The following is a 24,531-nucleotide window of genomic DNA, read 5'->3' as shown; positions in this document are numbered from 1 at the left end:
ATCCGAATCTCGACCGGCGACGGCGCTGAGGCCGCGGGGCTCGGCCCCGGATCCCGCTGCTCAATCGCCGCAGGGGCTTGATGGGCTCAGGCACGACGGCGCGGCACGCGCCGTCCGCGTCTCAACAGCCGTGGACCGGACAGCGTCGTGAAGTGCAGTGGCCCGACGAGCCCGGCACGGCGTTGTCCCTCCGGCGGGCGGAGCCCGAGGGTCTGCCGGGGTCAGCGGGCGGCGCCCGCCGTGCACGGGGTGGCCGCGGGCAGGCGGCCCGTGACGAATGCCGTCGGGGCCACGCCGAACAGCGCGCGGAACTCCGCCGCCATGTGCGACTGGTCGTAGTACCCGGTGGCCTGGGCCAGGCCCGCCCACGGCACCCGCGCCGGTTCCCGCTCGGCGGCCTCCGCGAGGAGCTGCCTGGCCCGCTCGATGCGGGCGAAGTGCTTGGGGGAGAGGCCGACGCCGTCCGTGAAGAGGTTCCGCAACTGGCGTTCACTGACGGCGAGTTCGCGGGCCACCTCGGTGACGGTCGCCGCGCGCGGGCGGTCCGGGTGCGCCGACAGGGCGTCCACCGCGGCCCGGAGCAGCGCCTCGTGCGACCGGTCCACGGGGGCGGACGACGTGAACGCGCGGGGCAGTACCCGCGCCAGCGCCGCGAGCGCCTCGTCCTCCGTCGCGTCGTCCCCCAGCTCGGCGAGGGCGTGGGCCACCGTTGTCGTCGTCGGGCCGGGCAGTTCGGCCAGCGGCACCATCCGGCCGACCACGTCGCGGGCCGGCATCCCGAGCAGCGGGCGCGCGGCGCCCGGCCGGATCCGCAGGTCCAGGCAGAGCGGCAGCCGCTTGCCGGTGCTGTACACGGCGCGGGTCCGCGGCCCGACCACGATCGCGTCGCTCCCGCCGTCCGGCAGCGTGCGCAGCACGAGCCGCACCGCCGTGTCCGGCATGTGCGCGGCGGACCGCGGCCCCTCCGGTGTCGGCTCCGTGACCCCGATGTCGCTGATCCACGGTCGCAGCGCGGCGGGCGGCTCGACCAGGCGCGTCGGCACCTGGGAGGCCCCGGCCGCCGTCCTGATCGCCAACTGCCGTGCGAGATCCGTACGGGGAGGCTCGGTCATCGTGGTCACCGCCCCACGGTATCCAGCGCGGCGGCCGTACGGGGCTGCGCAGGCGTGCCGGAATTTCCTATCCGGTACCCGGGGCGCGGCGGCAGCCTGAGACGCATGATCCTCATCACCGGTGCCACGGGCACCATCGGAACTGAAGTAGTCCGCCTTCTCGCCGCACGCGGCGTCCCGCACCGCGCCATGACCCGCGACCCGGCCCGCGCCGCGTTCGGCCCCGGCACCGATGTCGTACGCGGCGACTACGACGACCCGGCCTCGCTCACGGCGGCCCTCACCGGCGTCGACGCCGTCTTCCTCGTCAACACCCCGGGCACCGCCGCGCCCGGCGTCCACGACCGCGCGCTCCTCGCCGCCGCCGAGGCTGCCGGGGTGCGCCGCGTGGTCAAGCTCTCCGCCATCGGGACCGGGGACCCGCGCACCGGAAGTTTCAGCGGCTGGCACGTCCCCGGTGAACAGGCCCTGCGCGACGGGCCGTTGGAGTGGACGGTCCTCCGTCCGACCATGTTCGCCTCGAACTTCCTGTGGTGGGCGTCGCACATCAAGGAGTCCCGCCCGGTGCCCGACCAGTACGGCGGCGGTCGGCAGAGCGTGATCGATCCGGTGGACATCGCTGCCGTCGCCGTCGAGGCGCTCCTCGGCGACGGCCACCACGGCCGCACCTACACCCTGACCGGACCGGAACCGCTGTCCGTGCCGGAGATGACGGCGATCGTCGGCAAGGTGCTCGGCCGCGAACTCGACGCGCGCGAACTGACCCGCGCCGAGTCCCGGGAGTTCCTGGTCGCGAGCGGCATCCCGGACGAGTTCGCCGACGGTGTCATGGAAGGCCTCGACTTCGTGCGGGCGGGCGGGAACACGACCCTGACGGACGACGTCGAGCAGATCCTCGGCCGCCCGCCGCGCACCTTCGAGGACTGGACCCGCGACCACCGCGCCGTGTTCGCCTGACGCCTGCCCCCTGATGCCCGGTCATGTACGCCGCGGGGACGCCAGCAGGTACCGGCCGCCGCCTCTCGTCTCCCGGTGCTCGCTCACCTGCCACCCCGCGGCCCGCAGGGTCTCGGCGCAGGCCGCGAGCTCGGCGGGGTCGGGATGCCGTACGGCGACGGCCTCGGGCTGCGGGGTGTCGGCGACCCGGTAGCCGGGGCTCTCGCCGCTCGCCGGGGCGCGGCCCGCCGCCTCCAGGGCGAGCGCCGCCGCATGCGTGAGACGGCCCCGCTCCCAGGCGCACGGCCGGTCGGTCGCGCCGTCCGGATTCGTCATCCGGCGTATCTCCAGGAGCCCCTGCCAGGCGGTGCGCACCTCGCGGGCCCGCGCGGGCGAGGCGACGGCGCCGGGCTCACCGCCGAGCAGCGCCGTGAACACCCCGCCGGGCTCGGCCGCGGCGGGCTGCTCGGGCGGCGCCTGCTCCGGCTCGGCCTCGCGCACCCGGTGCCCCTCGGGCGTCAGGAAGTGGTCGTGCGGCGGCCGCGGATGGCGGAAGGCCAGCTTCAGCGCCACGAGCCGCGCGAGCTGGGTCTCGGTGCCGCGGATCCGGCCCGTCTCCGGATCCGCGGCGTCGATGATGCGCCGCTGCGCGGCGGTCGGCGGTCTGGTCATGGAACACCCCCGTTGCCTGGGACCGGTGCAAACCCCTGCCGACGATGGTGCACGACGGCACTGACAACGCCGTCCCGGACGGCTACGGCCGCAGGTTCCAGCCCGAGATCACCGGCCGGCCGTGCTCGGTGCTCAGCCGGCTCACCGTGCCCGTCGCGAGCAGGAAGTGGGAGCCGCCCGACGGCGGCAGGCCGAGACGCCGCGCCGTGAGCACCCGCAGGAAGTGGCCGTGCGAGACGAGGACGACGCTGCCCTCGTTGTTGGAGAGCGCCGCGTCGACCTTGGACAGCATCCGGTCGGCCCGCGCGCCCACCTGTTCCGGGGTCTCCCCGGGGTGCTCGGGCGGCCCGGGCGGCACGCCGTCGTCGAACAGGTACCAGTCGGGGCGGGTGCGCTGGATCTCCCGCGTCGTCACGCCCTCGTACGCGCCGTAGTCCCATTCCCGCAGGTCCGGATCCTCGGTGTACCGCTTGAGCCCGGCCAGCTCGGCGGTCTCGCGGGTGCGCTGGAGCGGGCTCACGAAGACCGCGCCGATGTGGTAACTGCCGACGAGCGGTGCGACCCGGCGCGCCTCCTCCTTCCCGTTCTCGGTCAGCGGGATGTCGGTGAGGCCGGTGTGCTGACCGGTCAGTGCCCATGCGGTCTCGCCGTGCCGGACGAGAAGGAGATCTCCCAAGGTTCACGCCTGTTCATGAGGGTGCGGTCAGGTCCGTGATCATTGTCCCCCGAGCCGCGGATCAAGGATTGTCAGACCTGCCCCGTAAGGTCGTAGACGTCCACAGGGCCGGAGATCGCAGAGGGGAGGTGGCGTCGTCGTGGCCGAGCTGTCGGGCGTCGCGTCGAGCGCCGCCGCCGTGTTCCTGCCCGCCGCGCTGCCGCGCGAGGGACGCGTCGCGTTCTGGTCGCCGGAAGGCGGCGCCTTCCCCGGCGCCGACCAGGAGATCACCGTCGTACGGGCGCACGGCTCGGGCGTGCGCAGCCGCACCGTGCCCGCGCTCGTGCTGCCGGTCGTGGACGCCCTGCCGCTGCTCGTCCGGGCCCGCCGCACCCGCGGAGCCCACCCCGCCGCGGCCGCCTGGGGCGCCGCCGCCGCGCACGCCCTGCACCTCGTCGCGCGCGGCCGGCTGCTGCCCGGGCTCACGGCGTCCGACCACGACGCCTGGCGCGCGGGCCCGCTCGACGAGGACGACATCGCGCAGATCCGCGGCATCACCGCAGCCCTGCCCCCGGAGGGGTACGCGACGCCGGTGCCGGGCCGCAAGCCGCTCTGCCTGCCGGAGCCCGAGGCGCTGGTCCGCGCCTTCCTGGACGCGGTCGCCGACGCGCTGCCGCGTACCCCGGCCGCCGCCCACGCCGCGGGCGCCCCGTTCGCCGCCGCCGCGGCCCAGCACATCCCGCACGCCCGCCCGTGGGCCGTCGAGGCGGCGGCCGGGCTCGACGCGGGCGTGCGGATCTCGCTCCGCCTCGACCTCGCCCAGCACCAGCTGTTCGACGGGGCCGAGGAGAGCGAGTCGGCCGACGACCCGGGAGCCCGTCGCGCCGGGGCCGCAGTCGTCCAGGTGCACAGCCTCGCCGACCCCACGCGCGTGGTCGACGCGGCCCGTTTGTGGGCCGGGGAGGCCGACGACCACTTCGGCCCGCGCGCCCGGATCGACGCGGTGCTCGCGGTGCGCCGCGCGGTGGCCGCGTGGCCGCCGCTCGGCCGCCTCCTGGAGCAGGACGTGCCGGACGTCCTCGCCCTCGCCGAGAGCGAGCTGATCGACCTGCTCGGCCCGGGCGCCGCCCGGCTCGCCAGGGCGGGCGTCACCGTGCACTGGCCGCGCGAGCTGGCCCGCTCCCTCACCGCGACCGCCGTCGTCCGTGCCCAGGCCGCGCCCGGCTCGGCCACCGACGGCACGACGTTCTTCGACAGCGAGGAACTGCTCAAGTTCAACTGGCAGTTGGCGCTCGACGGCGATCCGCTGACCGAGCGCGAGATGGACGTCCTCGCCGAGTCGCACCGCGCGGTGGTGCGCCTGCGCGACCAGTGGGTCGTCGTCGACCCCGACCTCGTACGCAAGGCCCGCAAGCGCGAACTGGGCCTGTTGCAGCCCGTCGACGCGCTCGCCGTCGCCCTCACCGGAGAGGCCGAGGTGGACGGCGAGCGGGTCGCCGCCGTGCCCACCGGGCGCCTCGCCGAGCTGCGCGACCGCCTGACCCGTGGCATCGACACCGTCGAGCAGCCGCCCGGGCTGCACGCGACGCTGCGCGACTACCAGCTGCGCGGCCTGGCCTGGCTCGACCTCATGACGTCGCTCGGCCTGGGCGGCTGCCTCGCCGACGACATGGGCCTCGGCAAGACCGTCACCCTGATCGCCCTGCACCTGCGCCGTGCCCGGCCCGCCCCCACCCTCGTCGTCTGCCCGGCGTCGCTGCTCGGCAACTGGCAGCGGGAGATCGAGCGGTTCGCGCCCGGCGTCGCCGTCCGCCGCTTCCACGGCGCCGACCGCACACTCCAGGACGCCGGCTCCGGCTTCGTCCTCACCACGTACGGCACCCTGCGCACCCGCGCCGCCGAGCTCGCGGCGCACACCTGGGGCATGGTCGTCGCCGACGAGGCGCAGCACGTGAAGAACCCCAACTCCGCGACGGCGAAGGCGCTGCGCACGATCGACGCCCCCGCGCGCGTGGCCCTCACCGGCACCCCCGTGGAGAACAACCTGTCCGAGCTGTGGGCCCTGCTCGACTGGACGACCCCCGGACTGCTCGGCCCCCTCAAGGCGTTCCGCGCCCGGCACGCGCGCGCCGTCGAGGGCGAGGGCCCGCTGGAGAACCCTGAGGCGATCGAGCGCCTGTCCCGGCTCGTACGCCCCTTCATCCTGCGCCGCAAGAAGTCCGACCCCGGGATCGTGCCCGAGCTGCCGCCCAAGACCGAGTCCGACCACCCGGCGCCCCTCACCCGCGAACAGGCGTCCCTGTACGAGGCCGTGGTGCGCGAGTCCATGGCGCAGATCGAGGCGGCGGAGGGCATCGGGCGGCGCGGCCTCATCATGAAGCTGCTCACGTCCCTCAAGCAGGTCTGCAACCACCCCGCGCAGTACCTGAAGGAGGGCGAGCAGACCCGCCCCCGGCTCCTCGGCCGCTCCGGCAAACTCGCCCTCCTGGACGAGCTGTTGGACACGATCGTGGCCGAGGACGGGTCAGGTGGGTCGGTCCTCGTCTTCACCCAGTACGTGTCCATGGCCCGGCTCCTGTCCACGCACCTGACCACCCGCACCATCCCGCACCTCCTGCTGCACGGCGGCACCCCGGTCGCCGAGCGCGAGCGCATGGTGGACCGCTTCCAGTCCGGCGAGGTGCCCGTCTTCCTGCTGTCGCTGAAGGCGGCCGGCACCGGCCTCAACCTCACGCGCGCGGGCCACGTCGTGCACTTCGACCGCTGGTGGAACCCGGCGGTGGAGGAGCAGGCCACCGACCGCGCCTACCGCATCGGCCAGACCCAGCCCGTCCAGGTGCACCGGCTCATCACCGAAGGCACCGTCGAGGACCGCATCGCCGAACTGCTCGCGTCCAAGCGGGCGTTGGCGGACGCCGTGCTCGGCGGCGGTGAGGCAGCGCTGAGCGAGCTGACCGACCGGGAGCTGTCCGACCTCGTCGCGCTGCGCAGGGAGGCGACCCGATGAGCACTCCGCAGCGAAGGCCCCACATCCCGGGCCGCGCCCGTTCGGGGGAGCAGGCGCGGGCCAGACACCTCGACACCCGCCGCACGTTCCCGCCGCTCCCGCCGCGCGCCGAGCCGGGCGGCAGCTTCGCCCTGACCTGGTGGGGGAACGCGTGGGTGGACGCGTTGGAGGACACCGCCCTCGACCAGGCCCGCCTCGCGCGCGGCCGTGCCTACGCTGACCGCGGCCACGTGGACGCGATCACGGTCACCCCGGGCCGCGTCGTCGCCTACGTGCACGGCTCCCGCCCCCGCCCCTACCGGGCCGAACTGCGGCTGCGCACGCTCTCGGACGCCGACTGGGACCGCTTCCTGGAGGCGGCCGCGGCCCGCCCCGACCACATGGCGGCGCTGCTCGACAAGGACGTGCCGCACGCGCTCGCCGCCGCCGTCGACCTGCTGCCCGTGGTCGACGACCTCATCCCGGAGTGCAGCTGCCCGGACCGCGCCGAGCCCTGCAAGCACGCGGCGGCGCTCTGCTACCAGACGGCGCGGCTCGTCGACGAGGACCCGTTCGTCCTGTTCCTGCTGCGCGGCCGGGGCGAGCAGGAGCTGCTCGCGGACCTGACCCGGCGCAACGCCACGCATGCGGCGGCCGAGCGCACCGAGGCGTCGGGCCCGGCCCTGGACACGGTGCCCGCCCGCGAGGTCTTCGCGGCGACGGACCGACTCCCGTTCCTGCCACCGGAGTTCCCCGCGCCCGCCCACCCCGAGCGCCCGCCGTCCTACCCGCAAGCACCCGGCGCCCCCGACCCGCTCGCCCTCGACCTGCTGGCCACGGAGGCGGCGGCCCGCGCCCACACCCTCCTGACCACGGGGACCGACCCGCTCGCGGGCCTCACCCCCTGGCAGGACGCGGTCCGGCTCGCCGCCGCCCACCCCGGCTCCGGCCTCACGGCGGCGACCCGGGCGCTGTACGCCTCGCTGTCGCGCGGCACCGGCCGCACTCCCGGCGACCTCGCCCGCGCGGTCGCGGCCTGGAGGCAGGGCGGACTCGACGGGCTCTCGGTCCTTGAGGAGGAGTGGGACCCGCCGGCCGGCCCCTTCGACCGCGCCCGCCCGTCCCTGATGGCCACCGGTCACCCGGAGTTCCGCCCCCGCCGCAACCACCTGTCCACCGCCTCGCTCCAACTCCGCCTGGGCCGCGACGGCTTGTGGTACGGCTACGAGTCGGACCCCGGCCGCGAGGACTGGTGGCCACGCGGCGAGCCGAGCCCCGATCCGGTGGCGGCGCTGGACTCCCTCCTGGGCGACAGCCCGGGGTTCGACTAGCGCACGGTCGGCGCGACGGCCGCGACGAAGGCGTTCAGGGTGTCCTTGGCGCGCCGGGACCGCTCGTCACGGTCGGCCTCGTCGGTGGCCTCGTGCAGACAGTGCGTGAACTCGAAGGCCTGGTCGGCGAGTTGGCGCAGCCGGGGGTCGTCGCAGACCAGCTGGACGCGGACGAGTGCGGCGCGGGCCGCGATGCGTGCCTCGTACGAGGCGAAGCGGGAGGCCTCGACGACCGCGTTCGGCGCGTTCTCGTGGGCGCGGAACCAGCGGTCGTTCTGGCCGCGCCGGTAGTCGTGCACGGCGCCCGCGAACGCGCTGTAGCTGGAGATCCGCTCCTGGCGCAGTTGCTCGGCGCGGGCCAGTTCCGCGCTGCGCACCGTCGCGCGGCCCTGGAAGTAGTGCGTGACGACGGAGCCGAGGAGCGTGCCGAGCACGGCTATGAGGGCGGCGTCCACCGGGTCAGCCCTTCGGCGTGAGCGACATGCCGCGCCCGGCGAAGTAGTCGGCGAACCGGGTCACCGGCAGATCCGCGGTACGCGTCGCCGCGTCGGTGCCCGACGGGTTGTGGAAGTGGAACCCCGCACCGTCCGGTGTGCGGCCGGTCACGAGCACCAGGTGCCCGCCCTTGCGCGCGGGCGCCGGGTCGTGCGGGCGGCGGATCGCGTAGTGGACGGAGGCGATGACGACCCGGCCCGCGTCGAGCAGGCCGCCGATCTCCTCGACCGTCAGCGAGCGGTGCACGGCCGCGTCGAGACCGTGCACGTCCCGTACGTAGTCCACGGCGGGCGCGTAGATCATGCCGTGGATCTCGCCCTCGGCGTCCACCGTGTAGGCGCCGAACTTCAGGGCACCGTCGCGGAGTTCGAACAGCGAGGGAGCCTCGGCGCCACCACCGCCGAGCGCCATCCGCAGACACGTCGCCCCGCACAGGTGCCCGCACCACCGGGCGTAGTCCTCCACCGTCGCCGCGCCGGACTCCCGCCACGCGGGGTCCTCGGCCCGGTCGAACTCGCCCGCCACGATCGCCCCGACCAGCTCGGCGGAGGCGAACTGCGTATGACTGGGGAAGCCGCAGGAAGTGCAGGCGGTACGGGCAGGACGGGTGGTGCTGGACGTCACATGGGCTCCCGGTGCGGCGACTGCGAAGGTCGGGCGGTCGGTCACTGACGATAGCCGCTCAGGAACCGGCCGATCCGGCTGATCGCGGCGTCGAGGTCGTCGGCGTGCGGGAGCGTGAGGATGCGGAAGTGGTCGGGGCGCGGCCAGTTGAAGCCGGTGCCCTGGACGACCTGGATCTTCTCGCGAAGGAGCAGGTCGAGGACGAACTTCTCGTCGTCGACGATCTTGTGCACGGCCGGGTCGATGCGCGGGAAGGCGTACAGCGCGCCCTTGGGCTTCACGCAGCTCACGCCCGGGATCTCGTTGAGCTTCTCCCACGCCTTATCGCGCTGCTCGCGCAACCGCCCGCCGGGCGCGGTGAGTTCATGGATCGACTGGCGGCCGCCGAGCGCTGCCTGGATGGCGTACTGCGCGGGCGCGTTCGCGCACAGCCGCATGGAGGCGAGCATCGTCAGCCCCTCCAGGTAGTTCTTCGCGTGCTGCTGCGGGCCCGTGACCACCATCCAGCCGGACCGGAACCCGGCGACGCGGTACGTCTTCGAGAGCCCGCAGAACGTGAGGACGACGAGGTCCGGGGCGAGGGCGGCGGCGCTGTGGTGGACGGCGTCGTCGTACAGGATCTGGTCGTAGATCTCGTCGGCGAGCACCATCAGGCCGTGCCGGCGGGCGAGGTCGAGGATGCCCTCGACGATCTCCTTCGGGTAGACGGCGCCGGTCGGGTTGTTCGGGTTGATGATGACCACGGCCTTGGTGCGGTCCGTGATCTTGGACTCCATGTCGGCCAGGTCCGGGTTCCAGTCGGCCTGTTCGTCACAGATGTAGTGCACGGCCTTGCCGCCGGAGAGCGTCGTGACGGCGGTCCACAGCGGGAAGTCCGGTGCGGGGATGAGGACTTCGTCCCCGTCCTCCAGGAGCGCCTGGACAGCCATGGTGATCAGCTCGGAGACGCCGTTGCCGAGGAACACGTCGTCGACGCCGACGTTCAGGCCGAGGTGCTGGTAGCGCTGGGCGACGGCGCGGCGGGCCGAGAGGACGCCGCGGGAGTCCGTGTAGCCATGGGCCTGCGGGAGCATCCGGATCATGTCCTGGACGATCTCCTCCGGCGCCTCGAAGCCGAACAGGGCCGGGTTGCCGGTGTTCAGGCGCAGCACGCTGTGGCCGGCCTCCTCGAGCGCGTTCGCGTGCTCGATCACCGGGCCGCGGATCTCGTAGCAGACCTCGCTCAGCTTGCTCGACTGCCGGAACTCCATGTGCGTGCCTCCTTGCTGGGGTACTTGGTTTTACCAAGTGGGAGCTTGGAAAGTCCAACAAGTTGCATAGACTGCGAGCCATGCCACGCCGAAGCTACGACCAGTACTGCGCCGCCGCCCGCGCCCTCGACCTCGTCGGGGACCGCTGGACGCTCCTGATCGTGCGCGAACTCCTCGCCGGGCCGCGCCGCTACACCGACCTGCACGCCGATCTCCCCGGCGTCAGCACGGACATGCTGGCCACGCGCCTGAAGGACATGGAGCGCGACGGCCTCACCGTCCGCCGCCGCCTTGCCGCTCCCGCTTCGGTGTACGTGTATGAACTCACCCCGCGTGGACGGGAGTTGCTGCCCGTTCTCGACGCGCTGGCGGAGTGGGGGGCGCCGGAGCTGGCGGAGCGCCGGGCCACGGATGCGGTGCGGGCGCATTGGATGGCGTTGCCGGTGCGGAGGGATTTGGAGCGGCGTGGGGTGACGGGGGTTGTGGAGGTCCGGGTCGACGAGGGGGTGTTTCACGTGCGCGTGGGGGGTGAGCCTGTGTATGGGGAGGGGGAGTTCGCGGGGGAGCCGGATCTCAGGCTTGATCTTCGTGGCTCCTCGCGCCCCTTCAGCCAATCAAGCGACTCCGGCACATCAAGCCCCTCCGGCGATTGAGGAGCGGGGGCCGGGGCGGAGCCCCGGGGCCGCACGCCGTAGGGGCTGATGGGTTTGTTGCGGGTGCGCCGCCGTCGTGGCTGGGCGCGCAGTTCCCCGCGCCCCTGACGGGGCGCACCCGCAAGCCCCGCTACGCCCGTGCCGGCCGGCCCGAGCCGCGCGTCAAGGCGTAACCCCCGATACCCGCCAGCGCAGCCAGGATGGCGCCGGCCCCGGTCCACAGCCAGCGACTCGTCCACCAGCCCGACGACCAGTCACCGTCATCGCCCGCCACCCCCAAGGGCGTCGACAGCGAACCGTCGACCGCCGCGGCGCCGCCGATCTCCTTCGACGTGGCCGACGCCGACGCCGAAACCGGAAGACCCAGATCCGCGTCGTCCAGCGCCGTCACGGTCAGCCGCACGTAATAGCGGCCGGGCAGCGGATCGTTGGCCCACGGCTCCGACCAGGCCCGCACCGTACGCAGCGTGCACGCCAGGTCGACCCGCGCCGCGTCCGCGGCCACCGTGCGCGCCTGCGTCCCGTACTGGCACGACTGACGGCGGCGCAGCCCGTCGTACACGTCGATCCGCCAGGTCTGCTCGCCGTGCCGGGCCTGCGCCTCGGGGAGTTCGACGCTCGCCGTCACGGTCGGGCGCTGTCCGGAGTCGGCCGGGAACGACCAGTACAGGTAGTCGCCGGTCGACGCGTGCGCCGTCGCCTTCTGGCCCTGCTCGAACGCGGCCGCCGTACGGAACGACGTGCCCGCCTCGGTCGGCGCCTTCCCTTCGTCGTCACCGGAGTCGGCCACGGCCGGACCGGCGGCGAGCGAACCCAGCACGCCCAGGCTCAGCAGAGCCCCCGTCAAAAAGCTGCGAACTCGCATCAGTTGGTCCTCCAGACAGCGATGCGCCAGCGCGAGATCCAGCCCCACAGGACACCCGCGAGGAAGCCGACCACGACGAGCGCTGCCAGCAGCCACCAGCCGTGGCCGAGGCCGAACGACGCCACGTCGGACGCGTTGTCCGGGCCGTCGACGACGTCGACCGTCAGCTCGACCGGCAGTCCGGGCGTCGTCTTCACGGACGCGGGCGCGGAGTACGAGTTCGAGACCTGGAGGCACACCGTCTCCGGCTGCGCCTCGTCATCGTCGCCCGACTGCTCGGGCTTGGGAGAGCGCAGCCCTGTGGAGATCACGTCGGTGCGTCCGTCGCCGGACTCCTGACCGCGCACGATCTCCCGCCCGTGCGTGGTGACGGCGCGCAGCAGCACGCCGTAGTCCCGGTTCACGGCGCGGTCGGCCGCGACGCTCACCGAGGCGCGCAGCTCCTTGCCGGGCTCGACGTCCACCCGGTAGTAGCGGTGCTCGCCGAACTTCTCGCGGTCGGTGAACAGGCCCGGCTTGAGCTGCGGCGCGTCGGCGCACTGCGCGGCGCCGTCGACGGCGACCGGCGTGACCACCGGATCGGCGGCGCGGTCGACCAACTGGCCGACACGGTCGGTCAGTTCGTCCTTGTGGCGCACCGAGGTGTACGTGCCGCCGGTGGCGTCCGCGATGCAGGAGAGCTGCTCGCGGGTCTTGGCGTCGGCGACCAGGCCCAGCGTGTCGATGGTGAGCCCGATGCCCTTCGCGGAGATCTCACGGGCCACCTCGCACGGGTCGAGCGGCTGGCAGGTGTCCTCGCCGTCGCTGATGAGGACCATGCGCTTGGTGCCGTCGCCGGAGCCGAGGTCGTCGGCGGCCTTGAGCAGGGCGGGGCCGATCGGCGTCCAGCCGGTGGGCTGGAGCGTGGCGACGGCGGTCTTCGCCTCCGTGCGGTCCAACGGGCCCACCGGGTACAGCTGTTGGGTGTCCTTGCAACCCGTCTTGCGGTCGTCGCCGCGGTAGTTGGCGCCGAGCGTCCTGATGCCGAGCTCGACGTCCTCGGGCGTCGCGTCGAGTACCTCGTTGAACGCCTGCTTCGCGGCGGCCATCCGGGAGTCGCCGTCGATGTCGCGGGCGCGCATGGAGCCGCTGACGTCCAGGACGAGCTCCACCTTGGGGGCGGGTCCGTCCGTCTCGTCCGCGTATGCCTGGGCGGGGGACAGGCCGCCCAGGGCCAGGGTGGCGAGCAGGGCACACGTGCCCGCCGCCAGCCGTTTTCTTGTGATCATCGGCGGATCCTATGGATCAAGACCCGTCGGGACCAAACGGAGGCCGACGCCGAGCCCCTGTCAGCCGGCGCGGACCGTACGGGACTTGGGCGACGTCGCCCCCGTACGGCCGCGCCGTCGCGTGAGATCCGCCATGTGCCTGCGCGGGGACCCGTCAGGACCGCAGGCCGCGTCCGCCGATGGCCTGCACGCCCTCAAGACCCTGCCACCACGCGGAGAGTCCGGCCGTGTCGAAGGAGCCCCAGTCCGGTGTCCGCGTCACCATGTCCGCGCCCAGCCGGCGGCCGAGCCCCACCATCACTCGGCCCACGGGCGCCCGCGCCGCGTCGTACGCCGCGAGCGCGGCGGTCAGCGTCGGGGTCGAGGACAGCGCGGACTCCAGCGCGGTCGCGTCCTGCAGCGCCTTCACCGAACCGGCGCCCGTGTGGGGCCGCGCCACGGTCGCCGCATCGCCCATCAGCAGCATCCCGGGCGCCGTGTACCGGGCGGCCGTGAAGTCGTACAGAGGCTGCAGGATCAGCTCGTCGGCGGTCGTCGTGCGGACCAGGTCACCCCAGAACGGCGGCAGCAACTCATCGGCCACGTACGCGAGATGGTCCCGCAGCGGCTGTGGCGCGGAACCCGGCGGCAGGCTCGTCGGCGAGGAGAGCGCCGCGTCGTGGCCGGGCGGCGGTGCCGTGTAGAGCACCCAGTTGGCGCGCTGTCCGCCGGTCTCCGGATCCGGGATCCGGTACACGACCAGGTGCCCGCCGGGGAAGACGACGTACGCGCACTCGTCCTCGGCCCACAGCTTCGGCGAGGCCAGCCGGTCCACGGAGAACGCGCCGCGCCACGCGAGATACCCCGCGTACTCGGGCCGTGTGTCACCGCCGGCGGCGGCCCGCACCACCGACCGGTAGCCGTCGGCCCCGACGACCAGGTCGAAGAGCTCCGGCTCGGCGCCGCCCGCGCGCACCGTCACACCGTCGGGGCCCGCCGTCACCGCGTCCACCTCGGCACCGGTCCTGAAGTCCACGCCGGCGGGCACCCGGCGTCTCAACTCCCGCCACAAAGGACCCCAGTTGTACGCGCGGAACGGGAAGGGCGTCTCCCACAGCTCCCTTCCCAGCGGACCCCCGCCGCCCCGCACGTACCAGCGCCGCACCGCCATCTGTATCCACGGCATCCCCGCGTCCACGTACCCGGCCGCCGCCAGCTCCGCGTACCGGTCGTTGTGCAGCGCCACCCCCACGCCCCGCTCACCGAGCGCACCCGGTGCCCGCTCGTAAAGGGTGATCGCGTCGATGCCGCCCCGCCGTGCCGCGAGCGCCGCCGCGCACCCCGCGATGCTGCCGCCGACGATCGCGACGCGAGCTCCGGCCGTCCCCGTATCCATGTCCACTCCCTCTCGGTGATCGCAGGGATCTTCCCAGCGCGGGGCGCCGCCGGACAGGAAACCGGCAGGATTCGTCCGCACCCGCTGATCTACAGTTGCTGACGTGCTGCGCGAAGTGACTGCCGTCCGTTACGTGAACCCGCTGCGCACCGGAGGCTCGGTCCCCGGTGTGGTGGAGGCGGACGACCTCGGCACGTACGTCCTGAAGTTCACCGGCTCCGCGCAGGGCGTGAAGGCGCTGGTCGCCGAGGTGATCGTCGGGGAGCTCGCGCGCCGGCTCGGCCTGCGCTTCCCCGAGCTGGTGCTCGCCCACTTCGACCCGGCCGTCGCCGCCGACGAACCGCACCAGGAGGTCCAGGACCTGCTGCACGCCAGCGCCGGCCTCAACCTCGGGATGGACTTCCTGCCGGGCGCCGTCGACTTCACGCCGAAGATCGCCGAGACGTTCCCCGTCGACCCGCTCGAAGCGGGCCGGATCGTCTGGCTCGACGCGCTCACCGTCAACGTCGACCGGACGGTGCACAGCTCGAACCTGATGGTCTGGCCGACGTTCGGCACCGCGCCGGCGCGGCTGTGGCTGATCGACCACGGGGCCGCGCTCGTCTTCCACCACCGGTGGCAGGTGGCCGCGCCCGACAAGGCGTACGACTTCAAGCACCATGCACTGGGCGGGTACGGGCCGGACACCCGCGCGGCCGACGCGGAGCTCGCTCCGCGGGTCACCGAGGAACTTCTGCGGGAGGTCGTCGCACTCGTCCCGGACGCGTGGCTGACGGATTTCGCGACGCCGGGGGAGGCGCGGGACGCGTACGTGGGGTATCTGCTGGCCCGGGCCCGTTCGTCCGCGGCGTGGCTGCCGACGGACTTTCCGTCGCGGGACGAGCTGGCGGCGGCGGATGCGAGGCGGGCGGCCGCGATGGAGAAGGGGCGGCCCGCGTGGTTGAAGCGGGTGCCCGATCTGCACGGGAAGCCGGGGGCCGAACAGGACTGGTCCGTGCACCTGGGGTGACCCGTGTTCGGCTGCGGCGCGCGTCGTGGCTGGTCGCGCCCCGCGGCGGAGCCGCTGATGACACAGCCCCGCGCCCCTGAGATGGCGCACGAAGTGCGCATCTCAGGGGCGCGGGGAACGGCGTGACCAGCCCCCACAGGCCGTCAGCCGAATCGCAGACTCAGCCCAGCTGCTCGTACGCCGGCAGCGTCAGGAAGTCCGCGTAGTCCGCGTCCAGGGACACCTGGAGCAGCAGGTCATGGGCCTGCTGCCACTTGCCGGCCGCGAAGGCCTCGTCCCCGATCTCGGCCTTGATGGCGGCCAGTTCCTCGGCGGCGACCTTGCGGGCCAGCTCGGCCGTGGCCGTCTCGCCGTTCTCGAAGACGACCCCCGCGTTGATCCACTGCCAGATCTGCGAGCGCGAGATCTCCGCGGTGGCCGCGTCCTCCATGAGGTTGAAGATCGCGACGGCACCGAGGCCGCGCAGCCACGCCTCGATGTAGCGGATGCCGACCTGGACGGCGTTGACGAGACCCTCGTACGTGGGCTTCGCGTCGAGCGAGTCGATGGCGATCAGGTCACCGGCGGCGACGGAGACGTCCTCGCGCAGGCGGTCCTTCTGGTTCGGCTTCTCACCGAGCACCTTGTCGAAGGACTCCATGGCGATCGGGACCAGGTCCGGGTGCGCGACCCACGAGCCGTCGAAGCCGTCGCCGGCCTCGCGGTCCTTGTCGGCGCGGACCTTCTCGAACGCGACCTTGTTGACCTCGGCGTCCTTGCGGGACGGGATGAAGGCCGCCATGCCGCCGATGGCGTGCGCGCCGCGCTTGTGGCAGGTGCGGACGAGGAGTTCGGTGTAGGCCCGCATGAACGGGGCCGTCATCGTCACCAGGTTGCGGTCCGGCAGGACGAACTTCTGGCCGCCGTCACGGAAGTTCTTGACGATGGAGAAGAGGTAGTCCCAGCGGCCCGCGTTCAGCCCGGAGGCGTGGTCGCGCAGTTCGTAGAGGATCTCCTCCATCTCGTACGCGGCCGTGATCGTCTCGATGAGGACGGTGGCGCGGACGGTGCCCTGCGGGATGCCGACGTAGTCCTGCGCGAAGACGAAGATGTCGTTCCAGAGGCGGGCCTCCAGGTACGACTCCGTCTTCGGGAGGTAGAAGTACGGCCCCTTGCCGAGCTCGATGAGCTTCTTGGCGTTGTGGAAGAAGTAGAGACCGAAGTCGACGAGCGCGCCGGGGACGGCCTTGCCGTCGGCGTCGACGAGGTGGCGCTCGTCGAGGTGCCAGCCGCGCGGGCGCATCACGACGGTGGCGAGCTCGCTCGCGTCCTTGAGCGCGTACGACTTTCCGGTGCGCTCGTCGGTGAAGTCGATGGAGCGGTGGTACGCCGCGGTCAGGTTCAGCTGGCCGCCGATCACGTTCTCCCAGGTCGGGGCCGAGGCATCCTCGAAGTCGGCCAGCCAGACCTTCGCGCCCGAGTTCAGGGCGTTGATCGTCATCTTGCGGTCGGTGGGGCCGGTGATCTCGACACGGCGGTCGTTCAGGGCGGCCGGGGCCTCGGCGACCTTCCAGGTGTCGTCCTCGCGGATCGAGGCGGTCTCCGGGCGGAAGTCGAGCGTGGAGGTGCGGGCGATCTCGGCGCGGCGCTCACCGCGGCGGGCGAGCAGCTCGTCACGCCGCGGCGTGAACAGCCGGTGCAGCTCGCCCACGAAGGCGAGTGCCGCATCGGTGAGGACCTCGTCCTGCCGGGGCAGGGGCGCGGCGTCGACGATGGCCAGCGGGGACGGCGCTGGTGCGGACATGAGCTGTCACTTCCTTCAGCGAGCGAACGAGCGGTGGCGGCCGTGGCACCGGGTGCCGGGGCGTCCGGGTACGGCTGCCGGCCCCGCCAACGGGGACCGGCCCTTCTGATCAGTGGATACTAGTTTCCTCATTGTGGAAGTTCAATGGTTTGTTGATGTCGAGATTCTCCGGGTCGACAGACCGTGGCGCTGAGTGCCACGCCCTTCACCGAAGGTGCTTGAGATCGGCTTCGGTGTCGATGTCGTACGCCTCGGCCACGTCCCCGCACTCCACGAGCCCGACCGCGTCCGCGTGCTCCTTGAGATACGCCCGCGCCCCACGGTCCCCGTCCGCGCTCGCCGCGATCCCCGCCCAGTGGTCGCGCCCGAAGAGCACCGGATGCCCGCGCTCCCCGTCGTACGCGGCCGCCGCCAGGGACGCAGGAGAGCGGTACGCCTCCCGTACGCGGGTGATCGCCTCGGCGCCGATGCCCGGCTGGTCCACGAGCAGCACCAGGGCGGCCGGCGCGTCCGTGCCCGCGAGCGAGTCGAGGCCCGCGCGCAGTGACGAGCCCATGCCCTGCGCCCAGTGCGCGTTCTCCACCACGGTGCACCCCTCCAGCGAGGCCCGGTCCCGTACGTCGGCTGCCGCCGCCCCGAGTACCACGTGCACCGGACCGCATCCCCCCGCGCGCAGCATCCGTACCGCGTGCTCCACCAGAAGGCCGCCCGCGTGGGGCAGCAGCGCCTTCGGCCGGCCGCCCAGGCGCCGCCCGCCGCCGGCGGCGAGCAGCAGGCCCGCGACCCCGTTCGTCCCTGTCGTCGTCATGCCCCCTGCATACCGCACCCGGGGCTCCCGGGATTTAAGTTGCCTTACGCAACGGACTGGCGTACAACAGCCGTCGTGGCGTTAACTGGGCGCCCACAAACCCCGGTTGGGCGACTGACCACCGCACGGCACGGGGCGTACGACAGGCGCACAACGACGTGCGAGGGGGGAGAGCTGTGTTGCGGAGCGTGGAGCAGAGGCTTGTGACGGGCAGCGACGAGGACCCGCGGGTGACGGAGTTGCGCACCGCCGTGTCCCGGCTGCGCCGTGAACTCGCCGCCCACCCGGCCGAGTTCCCGGACCGGGGCATCGCCGAGGACGAACTCGCGGCGCTCGACGCCATGGCGAGCGGCGGCGCGCCCGAGGTGCCGCGGCTGCGGCGTTCGCTGCTGCTGATCGCGGGCGCCATCGGCTCGGTGAGCGCCCTGGCGGCGGGCCTGGCCCAGGTGCGGGGCGCCGTCGAGCTGTTCGGGGGACCGCAGCCCGGACGGGACTGACCGACGACAGGGGCGGCCTACGCCACCCAGTGCGGACGCCCGGGCGTGTCGCCCGCCGCGCCGAGCCCGCCGTCGAGCGCCGCCGCGACCCGGCGTACCGCCTCCTCGGCGACATCCGTCGGCTGCGTGTACGGCCAGCGCAGCCGGTGCTCGAACGTGCCCGGGTCCGCGCCGAACCGCGAACCGCCCTCGATCCGCACCCCGTGCCGCAGCGCGGCTCCGGCGAGTGCCGAGGCGAGCGGGCGGCCCACGTCGACCCAGAGGGAGAGGCCGCCGGGCGGCAACGCCCAGCGCCAGGACGGGAATTCACGCGCCAGCGTGTCCGCCAGATGGTCCCGCTGCGCGCGCAGCAGCGGGAGCCGGCGGCGCAGGACCTCCTCCTCGCGGGCCAGCAGCTGGACCGCCACCAGCTGATCGAGGACCGAGCCCGACATGTCGGCCATCACCCGCAGCGCCGTCAGCTCGGTGATCAGGCGGGTGCCCGCCCGCACCCAGCCGATCCGCAGACCGCTCCAGTGCCCCTTGCTCAACGAGCCCACGGTGACGATCTGTTCACCCCCGCCGTGCGGGGCGAGCGAGGCGAACGGCGGCGGCGTCGGCGTGTCCAGGGCGATGTCCGCGACCGTCTCGTCGACGACCAGCCAGGTGCCGGTGGCACGGGCCTCGGAGATCAGCTGCCGCCGCTGCTCCTGCGGCATCAGGCGGCCCGTCGGGTTCTGGAAGTCCGGGATGAGATACGCGAGTCGGGGCGCCGACTGCCGCAGCGTGGCCGCGAACAGGTCCATGTCCCAGCCGTCGTCGGTCACCGGCACGGGCGCCGTGCGCAGCCCCAACTGCCGGATCACGGAAAGGGCGTTGGCGTACGACGGGTTCTCCACGGCGATCCGGTCACCGGCCCTGCCCAGCAGGTTGAGGGTCAGGGACACCGCCTGCTGCGCGCCGCTCGTGACCAGGATCTGCTCGGGCAGCGTCGGCAGGCCGCGCCGCGTGTACCGCTCGGCGATCGCCGCGCGCAGCTCCTCCAGGCCGAACGGGTGGTACCCGGGGGTCGCCGCGTGCCGGGCCACGTCCGGGGCGGCGGCCGCGTACGCCGCCGACAGCTCCTCCTGGAGCGCGCCCGGCGCCGCGATCGCCAGGTCGATCACGTCGTCACCGGCCGCGGGCGTCGCCACGACGGTGGGCCGCACCCCCTCCGGCAGCTCGGTCCACGTCCCCGAACCGCGGCGGCTGCGTGCGTACCCGCTCTCCCGCAGCAGGTCGTACGCCGAGGTGACGGTGGCCCGGCTGACCCCGAGCGCCGCCGCGAACTCCCGCTCCGCGGGCAGCCGTACGCGCAGTGCGATCCGCCCGTCGAGCAGCAGCGTGCGCACGCCCTGCGCGAGGGCGCGGTAGCCGGGCCGCGCGCCGGCGACCCCCGCCACGAGATCGGCGAGCCGCCGGCTGCCGAGCCCCTGGCCCGTGCCGCTCCGTCCGCCCCTGCCGTCCATGCTGCGGACCACCGCGTCTGCCGCCATGCCACATCTCCGATATTGGCCCTGCTGTCCAGGCCAATCAGCGTACAGACTCGGACACGGCCGACGCGAAAGTGGCCTGGGTGGGAACGAGGAGGCACGGCATGTACGCCGACAGGAGTGGCTTCAGCGACCGGGACGAGCGCGCGCTGCAACGCCGCGCGGAGGGCGGGGACGGGATGCGGGCGTGGGGGATGCGCCGCCGCCGGACGCTGGTACCGACGGCGATACCGGACCGCGACGGCCGCGTCGTGGTCGGCGTCAGCGGTTCCCCGGCGAGCGTCGCCGCGCTGCGCTCCGCCGTCGCCGAGGCCCGGCGCTCCGGTATGCCGCTCGTCGCGGTGACGGCCTGGGAGCCGCCCGAGGGAGAGTCCCTGTACGCGCGCTCGCCGGACCGGGCGTGGGCCCGCCAGTGGTTCGACGCGGCTCGCGCCCAGCTGACGGGATCCTTCGACGAGGCGCTCGGCGGGGTCCCGGCCGACCTCGACGTGACCCTCCGGGTGATACGGGACCGCCCCGGCCCCGCGCTCCTCACCTTCGCCGACCACCCGTCCGACCTCCTGGTCCTGGGCGCCCGCCCCCGGTCCCGCCGCGGCGCGGTCGAGCGCCATGTGCGCAGGCGAGCGGTCTGCCCGGTCCTGACGGTCCCGGTCCGTCCGCTGCGGCGCGCGGATCTCAGGGCCCTACGTCAGATCCGCCCGAGGGACTTCGCCGCCTAGGGGCGTGGGGAACTGCGCGCTCAGCCACGGAAATGCCGCAGTCGCGTCTGCTCGGTCGATGAGCAGACGCGACTGCGGCTTTTCGGTGGCCGGCCGCGCCCCGCGGCGGAGCCGCTAATGTCGCAGCCCCGCGCCCCTTACGGGCGCATCAAGCCCCGAGACGTAGCCGCGGCGACCGCGGCCGTACGCGAGTCCACCCCCAACTTCGCGTACACGTGCACCAGATGGGACTTCACCGTGGCCTGACTGAGGAACAGCTCCCGAGCGATGTCCGCGTTCGACAACCCGTCCCGCACCAGCTGAAGCACCTCCAGCTCACGCCGGCTCAAAGCCTCCGCAGGAGCCCGCATCCGGTCCATCAAGCGGAGCGCCACCGCAGGGGCGAGCGCCGAGCGGCCGGAGGCGGCCGTGCGGACGGCCGCCGCCAGTTCCTGGGGCGGCGCGTCCTTGAGGAGGTAACCCGCGGCGCCCGCCTCCACCGCGGCGAGGATGTCCGCGTCGGTGTCGTACGTGGTCAGGACGAGGACCCGGGGCCCGTCGGGCAGCGCGGCGATGAGCGCGGTGGCCTGCGAGCCGTGCATGCCCGCGCCGAACTGCAGGTCCATGAGGACGACGTCGACGTCGACGTCGACGCCGCCGGCGCCGGCCAGTTCGACGGCCTGCTCCGCCGACGCCGCCTCCGCGACGATCTCGAAGTCGGGCTCGGCCGCGAGGACGGCGCGCAGACCGGCCCGTACGACGGGATGGTCGTCGGCGAGCAGCAGCCGGATCACGCGGCACCCCCGGCGGGCAGCGGCAGCGGCAGCGTGACCGCGACGGCCGTGCCACGGCCCGGCGCCGACTCGACGGCGAACGTGCCGCCCAGCTCCCGTACCCGCGAACGCATCGCGGGCAGCCCGAAGCCGCCGTCGCCGGACACGGCGCGGTCCGGGTCGAAGCCGCGGCCGTCGTCCACCACGTCCAGGGTCACCGAGGTCTCCATGAAGCTGAGGGTGATCTCCGCACGGCCCGCGTCCGCGTGCCGCAGCGTGTTGCCGAGCGCCGACTGGGCGATCCGAAGGAGTGCCACCTCGTACGGGGTGGGCAGCGCGAGCGGGGTGCCGCTCGTCGAGAAACGGGCGGTCAGGCCGGGCGCCGTCGCGCACAGCCGCTCCAGGGCCGCCGCCAGCGAACCCTGCGCCAGGTCCGGCGGTGCGAGGGCGCGCACGAAGCGGCGCGCCTCGGCGAGGTTGTCCTGCGCGGTGGCCCTGGCCTGCTCGATGTGGGTGGCCGCCGGGGACCCCGCGGGCAGGTCGCGCTGGACCGCGCGCAGCAGCAACTGGATCGAGGACAGGCCCTGCGCGAGGGTGTCGTGGATCTCGCGGGCGAGCCGTTCGCGCTCGGCGAGGGTGCCCGCGGCGCGCTCCGCGTCGGCGAGTTCGGCCCGCGCGGCGATCAGCTCGTCGATGAGCTGCCGCCGCCGCTCGCTCTCCCGGTACAGCGCCTGGTAGCCGAGGACGGTCGCCACGGCGACGGCCGCACCGAGCAGCGGACCTATGAACGCGCCCGGGTTCACCGTCCCGTCGTGCCCGACGTACGAGGCGATGGCCGCGCCCGCCGCGACCGCCACGGCCGGGACGCCCCAGCGGGCGGGCAGCAGATGCAGCAGCAGGAAGTAGAGCGGGAACGCCAGCCACAGACCGTCCGGCGACAGGACGAGCAGCACCGCCCAGACCGCGCCGAGCACGGCCAGCCAGCAGGCGGCGCCGGCGCGCGAGGAGCGGACCGCGGGCAGCAGCGGCCCCACCGCGTAGACCACCCCGAGCAGTACGGCGACGGTCACGACCGCGCCGGCCGGTTCGGCCGAGCGTCCGGAGGCGGCCCGGGCCACGACGAGCGCGAGCAGCCCCGCCATCAGCAGATGCAGGCACAGGCGCAGGACGCGCAGGACGGGGGTGAGCGAACGTGGATCCATACCGTTCACCAGCGTACGGACCGGAGCGCGCGGGCCGGTCAACCGAAAGGTTGAAACGGACACCCACCCTTCGATACGGGTGAACCGTGCTGTGGCGCGATGCCCGCGCGGGCCCCGGGGCAGCAGGGTGGACCGCATGTTCGTCGCATGGAGAGACCTACGGTTCGCCAAGGGCAGATTCGCCCTGATGGGGACCGTGATCGTACTGATCACGCTGCTGGTGGGGCTGCTTTCGGGGCTGACCGCCGGGCTCGCGCGGGACAACACGTCCGCGCTGACCGGGCTGCCCGCCGACCACATCGCGTTCGCCCGCCCCGCCGACGGCCAGTCGGTGTCCTTCACCGGCTCGGCCGTCACGCCGAAGCAGTGGCGGGAGCTGGCCGGGCAGCCGGGTGTGGAGAGCGCCCAGCCGCTCGGCATCGGCACCGTCAACGCGGAGGCGGGTGAGCAGACCGCCGCGGTCTCCGTGTTCGGCGTGCGACCGGACTCCGGGATCGCGCCGGGCGCCACGCGCCCCGGCACCGTCGTGCTGTCGCAGAAGGCGGCCGACGAACTGGGTGCCTCGCCGGGGGACGAGGTCGACCTCGGGGGACGCGCACCGCTCACCGTCGGCGCCGTCTCGGGTGACGCCTCCTACAGCCACACGCCCGTCGTCTGGACCGACCTCGGCGACTGGCAGTCCCTGACCGGTTCGGACGGCGCCACCGTCGTCGCGCTGACCACCGGCTCCGGCGCCGACCTGGCCGCCGCGGACCGGGCCGCGGGCACCGACACCACGACCGTCGACGGCGCCCTGTCCGCCATAGGGTCCTACCAGGCCGAGAACGGCTCGCTGCAACTGATGCGCGGGTTCCTGTTCGTCATCTCGGCGATGGTCATAGGGGCCTTCTTCACCGTGTGGACGATCCAGCGCAGCGGTGACATCGCCGTCCTGAAGGCCCTCGGCTCGTCGACCGGCTACCTGCTGCGGGACGCGCTCGGGCAGGCCGTCCTGATGCTCGTCGGCGGAACCGCCCTCGGCACGGGCCTCGCCGCGCTCATCGGGGCGTTCGTGCCGGACAGCGTGCCCTTCGTGATGGAGCCGCTGACCACGGTCGGCCCGGCCGTGGTGATGACCGTCCTCGGCGTGCTCGGCGCCGCCCTGTCCATCCGGCGGATCACCGCCGTCGACCCGCTCACCGCTCTCGGAAGTGCCCGATGACTCTCCTGCTCGACGACATCACGCTGACCTACCCCGACGGCGAGGGGCGGCTCACCGCGCTCGACCGGGTGAGCCTCGACGTTCCCGCCGGGCGGCTGACGGCCGTCGTCGGACCGTCGGGCTCGGGCAAGTCGAGCCTGCTCGCGGTCGCCGCGACGCTGGTCACTCCGGACAGCGGGCGGGTGATCGTCGACGGGAGCGAGGTGAGGGGGCTGAGCCGGGCCGACGCGGCGCGGCTGCGGCGCCGCGCCGTCGGCATCGTCTTCCAGCAGCCGAACCTGCTGCCGTCGCTGACCGCAGAGGAGCAACTCCAGGTGATGGCCCACCTGGACGGCCGCAGGAACCGTCACGTCCGGGAGCGGGCACGGGAGTTGCTGGACGCTGTGGGTCTGGCCGGCCAGGCGCACCGGCGTCCGCATCAGCTCTCCGGGGGGCAGCGGCAGCGGGTCAATATCGCGCGGGCCCTGATGAACGAGCCGCGCGTTCTCCTCGTCGACGAGCCGACCAGTGCGCTGGATCATGAACGGGGGGCTGCCGTGCTGGCGTTGTTGGGGGAGCTGACGCGGGAGCGGTCGACGGCGACGGTGCTCGTCACGCACGATCGGGGGGCACTGGGGGTTGCCGACCGGGTCGTCGAAATGGTGGACGGGCGTCTGGCCGAGGCCGGGGTCTCGTCTGCGCCGTGAGCGTGTGTGTGCCGGGTGCGCGTGAGTGGGGGCTGGTCGCGCAGTTCCCCGCGCCCCTAAAGGCATGCGCTGCGCGCAGCCTTCATAGGGGAGATGCCGCACCGAAGGTGCGCATCTCAGGGGCGCGGGGAACTGCGCGAC

General features: G+C 73.6%; 23 protein-coding genes. 9 read left to right on the top strand and 14 right to left on the bottom strand.

Annotation, left to right across the window (positions count from 1 at the left end):
* Positions 1–221 precede the first annotated feature (221 nt).
* Positions 222–1,112, bottom strand: a complete 891-nt coding sequence (locus tag AB0L37_RS29170; protein WP_365512017.1) for an AraC family transcriptional regulator — start codon at positions 1,110–1,112, stop codon at positions 222–224.
* 105 nt (positions 1,113–1,217) lie between these two features.
* On the opposite strand from AB0L37_RS29170, the gene AB0L37_RS29165 reads away from it, so the two are divergent.
* Positions 1,218–2,069 carry an SDR family oxidoreductase gene (locus AB0L37_RS29165; RefSeq protein WP_365511733.1) on the top strand — a complete coding sequence of 284 codons (852 nt, stop codon included), beginning with the start codon at positions 1,218–1,220 and terminating at the stop codon, positions 2,067–2,069.
* 21 nt (positions 2,070–2,090) lie between these two features.
* Here the strand turns inward: AB0L37_RS29165 and AB0L37_RS29160 are convergent, their stop codons facing one another.
* Entirely contained in the window at positions 2,091–2,720 is a 630-nt protein-coding gene (locus AB0L37_RS29160; protein ID WP_365511730.1) for a hypothetical protein, read from the bottom strand.
* Between the two features lie 82 nt (positions 2,721–2,802).
* Entirely contained in the window at positions 2,803–3,396 is a 594-nt protein-coding gene (locus tag AB0L37_RS29155) for a histidine phosphatase family protein (protein WP_365511727.1), read from the bottom strand.
* Positions 3,397–3,535: 139 nt separating this feature from the next.
* Between AB0L37_RS29155 and AB0L37_RS29150 the strand changes: the two genes are divergently transcribed.
* Positions 3,536–6,382 (top strand): DEAD/DEAH box helicase, encoded by a 2,847-nt coding sequence (locus AB0L37_RS29150; protein ID WP_365511724.1) that lies wholly within the window; start codon positions 3,536–3,538, stop codon positions 6,380–6,382.
* Entirely contained in the window at positions 6,379–7,692 is a 1,314-nt protein-coding gene (locus AB0L37_RS29145; RefSeq protein WP_365511722.1) for an SWIM zinc finger family protein, read from the top strand. Before AB0L37_RS29150 ends, AB0L37_RS29145 begins: the two co-directional genes overlap by 4 nt.
* Here AB0L37_RS29145 and AB0L37_RS29140 read toward each other — a convergent pair.
* From AB0L37_RS29140 to AB0L37_RS29130, 3 genes are read right to left on the bottom strand one after another with little or no spacing between them, the layout of a single operon-like run.
* Positions 7,689–8,147 (bottom strand): hypothetical protein, encoded by a 459-nt coding sequence (locus AB0L37_RS29140; RefSeq protein ID WP_365511719.1) that lies wholly within the window; start codon positions 8,145–8,147, stop codon positions 7,689–7,691. The genes AB0L37_RS29145 and AB0L37_RS29140 overlap by 4 nt on opposite strands.
* A gap of 4 nt (positions 8,148–8,151) precedes the next feature.
* Entirely contained in the window at positions 8,152–8,811 is a 660-nt protein-coding gene (locus AB0L37_RS29135; protein WP_365511717.1) for a C39 family peptidase, read from the bottom strand.
* 41 nt (positions 8,812–8,852) lie between these two features.
* The gene (locus tag AB0L37_RS29130) at positions 8,853–10,061 is read right to left on the bottom strand and encodes a pyridoxal phosphate-dependent aminotransferase (RefSeq protein WP_365511714.1); all 1,209 of its coding nucleotides are present in this window, start codon (positions 10,059–10,061) and stop codon (positions 8,853–8,855) included.
* Between the two features lie 80 nt (positions 10,062–10,141).
* Between AB0L37_RS29130 and AB0L37_RS29125 the strand changes: the two genes are divergently transcribed.
* Positions 10,142–10,714, top strand: a complete 573-nt coding sequence (locus AB0L37_RS29125) for a helix-turn-helix domain-containing protein (RefSeq protein WP_365511711.1) — start codon at positions 10,142–10,144, stop codon at positions 10,712–10,714.
* Between the two features lie 130 nt (positions 10,715–10,844).
* Here the strand turns inward: AB0L37_RS29125 and AB0L37_RS29120 are convergent, their stop codons facing one another.
* The 3 genes from AB0L37_RS29120 to AB0L37_RS29110 all read right to left on the bottom strand — a co-directional run bounded on the left by AB0L37_RS29120 (position 10,845) and on the right by AB0L37_RS29110 (position 14,222).
* Positions 10,845–11,579 (bottom strand): hypothetical protein, encoded by a 735-nt coding sequence (locus AB0L37_RS29120; RefSeq protein ID WP_365511708.1) that lies wholly within the window; start codon positions 11,577–11,579, stop codon positions 10,845–10,847.
* A complete protein-coding gene (locus AB0L37_RS29115) occupies positions 11,579–12,847 on the bottom strand; it encodes a VWA domain-containing protein (RefSeq protein ID WP_365511705.1) in 1,269 nt (422 codons plus the stop codon). The genes AB0L37_RS29120 and AB0L37_RS29115 overlap by 1 nt, the downstream gene beginning before the upstream one ends.
* A 154-nt stretch (positions 12,848–13,001) precedes the next feature.
* A complete protein-coding gene (locus AB0L37_RS29110; RefSeq protein WP_365511702.1) occupies positions 13,002–14,222 on the bottom strand; it encodes an FAD-dependent monooxygenase in 1,221 nt (406 codons plus the stop codon).
* Between the two features lie 103 nt (positions 14,223–14,325).
* Between AB0L37_RS29110 and AB0L37_RS29105 the strand changes: the two genes are divergently transcribed.
* Positions 14,326–15,231 carry a HipA family kinase gene (locus AB0L37_RS29105; RefSeq protein WP_365511700.1) on the top strand — a complete coding sequence of 302 codons (906 nt, stop codon included), beginning with the start codon at positions 14,326–14,328 and terminating at the stop codon, positions 15,229–15,231.
* A 160-nt stretch (positions 15,232–15,391) separates the two neighbouring features.
* Here AB0L37_RS29105 and aceB read toward each other — a convergent pair whose 3' ends face one another.
* A complete protein-coding gene (aceB, locus tag AB0L37_RS29100; RefSeq protein ID WP_365511697.1) occupies positions 15,392–17,014 on the bottom strand; it encodes a malate synthase A in 1,623 nt (540 codons plus the stop codon).
* 205 nt (positions 17,015–17,219) lie between these two features.
* Entirely contained in the window at positions 17,220–17,822 is a 603-nt protein-coding gene (locus AB0L37_RS29095) for a nucleotidyltransferase family protein (protein ID WP_365511694.1), read from the bottom strand.
* A gap of 176 nt (positions 17,823–17,998) precedes the next feature.
* On the opposite strand from AB0L37_RS29095, the gene AB0L37_RS29090 reads away from it, so the two are divergent.
* Complete coding sequence (locus AB0L37_RS29090) at positions 17,999–18,319, top strand: DUF5955 family protein (RefSeq protein ID WP_365511691.1); 321 nt, start codon at positions 17,999–18,001, stop codon at positions 18,317–18,319.
* Positions 18,320–18,336: 17 nt separating this feature from the next.
* Here AB0L37_RS29090 and AB0L37_RS29085 read toward each other — a convergent pair whose 3' ends face one another.
* Positions 18,337–19,833, bottom strand: a complete 1,497-nt coding sequence (locus AB0L37_RS29085) for a PLP-dependent aminotransferase family protein (protein ID WP_365511688.1) — start codon at positions 19,831–19,833, stop codon at positions 18,337–18,339.
* 101 nt (positions 19,834–19,934) lie between these two features.
* Between AB0L37_RS29085 and AB0L37_RS29080 the strand changes: the two genes are divergently transcribed.
* Positions 19,935–20,549 (top strand): universal stress protein, encoded by a 615-nt coding sequence (locus AB0L37_RS29080; RefSeq protein WP_365511686.1) that lies wholly within the window; start codon positions 19,935–19,937, stop codon positions 20,547–20,549.
* A gap of 137 nt (positions 20,550–20,686) precedes the next feature.
* Here the strand turns inward: AB0L37_RS29080 and AB0L37_RS29075 are convergent, their stop codons facing one another.
* Positions 20,687–21,322 carry a response regulator transcription factor gene (locus AB0L37_RS29075; RefSeq protein ID WP_365511683.1) on the bottom strand — a complete coding sequence of 212 codons (636 nt, stop codon included), beginning with the start codon at positions 21,320–21,322 and terminating at the stop codon, positions 20,687–20,689.
* Complete coding sequence (locus AB0L37_RS29070) at positions 21,319–22,503, bottom strand: sensor histidine kinase (protein WP_365511680.1); 1,185 nt, start codon at positions 22,501–22,503, stop codon at positions 21,319–21,321. The genes AB0L37_RS29075 and AB0L37_RS29070 overlap by 4 nt, the downstream gene beginning before the upstream one ends.
* Positions 22,504–22,639: 136 nt before the next feature.
* On the opposite strand from AB0L37_RS29070, the gene AB0L37_RS29065 reads away from it, so the two are divergent.
* Positions 22,640–23,704, top strand: a complete 1,065-nt coding sequence (locus tag AB0L37_RS29065) for an FtsX-like permease family protein (protein WP_365511677.1) — start codon at positions 22,640–22,642, stop codon at positions 23,702–23,704.
* The gene (locus AB0L37_RS29060; protein ID WP_365511675.1) at positions 23,701–24,390 is read left to right on the top strand and encodes an ABC transporter ATP-binding protein; all 690 of its coding nucleotides are present in this window, start codon (positions 23,701–23,703) and stop codon (positions 24,388–24,390) included. Before AB0L37_RS29065 ends, AB0L37_RS29060 begins: the two co-directional genes overlap by 4 nt.
* Positions 24,391–24,531 lie beyond the last annotated feature (141 nt).

Source organism: Streptomyces sp. NPDC052225, from assembly GCF_040679615.1.
Taxonomy (GTDB): domain Bacteria; phylum Actinomycetota; class Actinomycetes; order Streptomycetales; family Streptomycetaceae; genus Streptomyces.
Note: the sequence above shows the minus strand (reverse complement) of the source record. Positions and strands in the feature narration are given on the sequence as shown.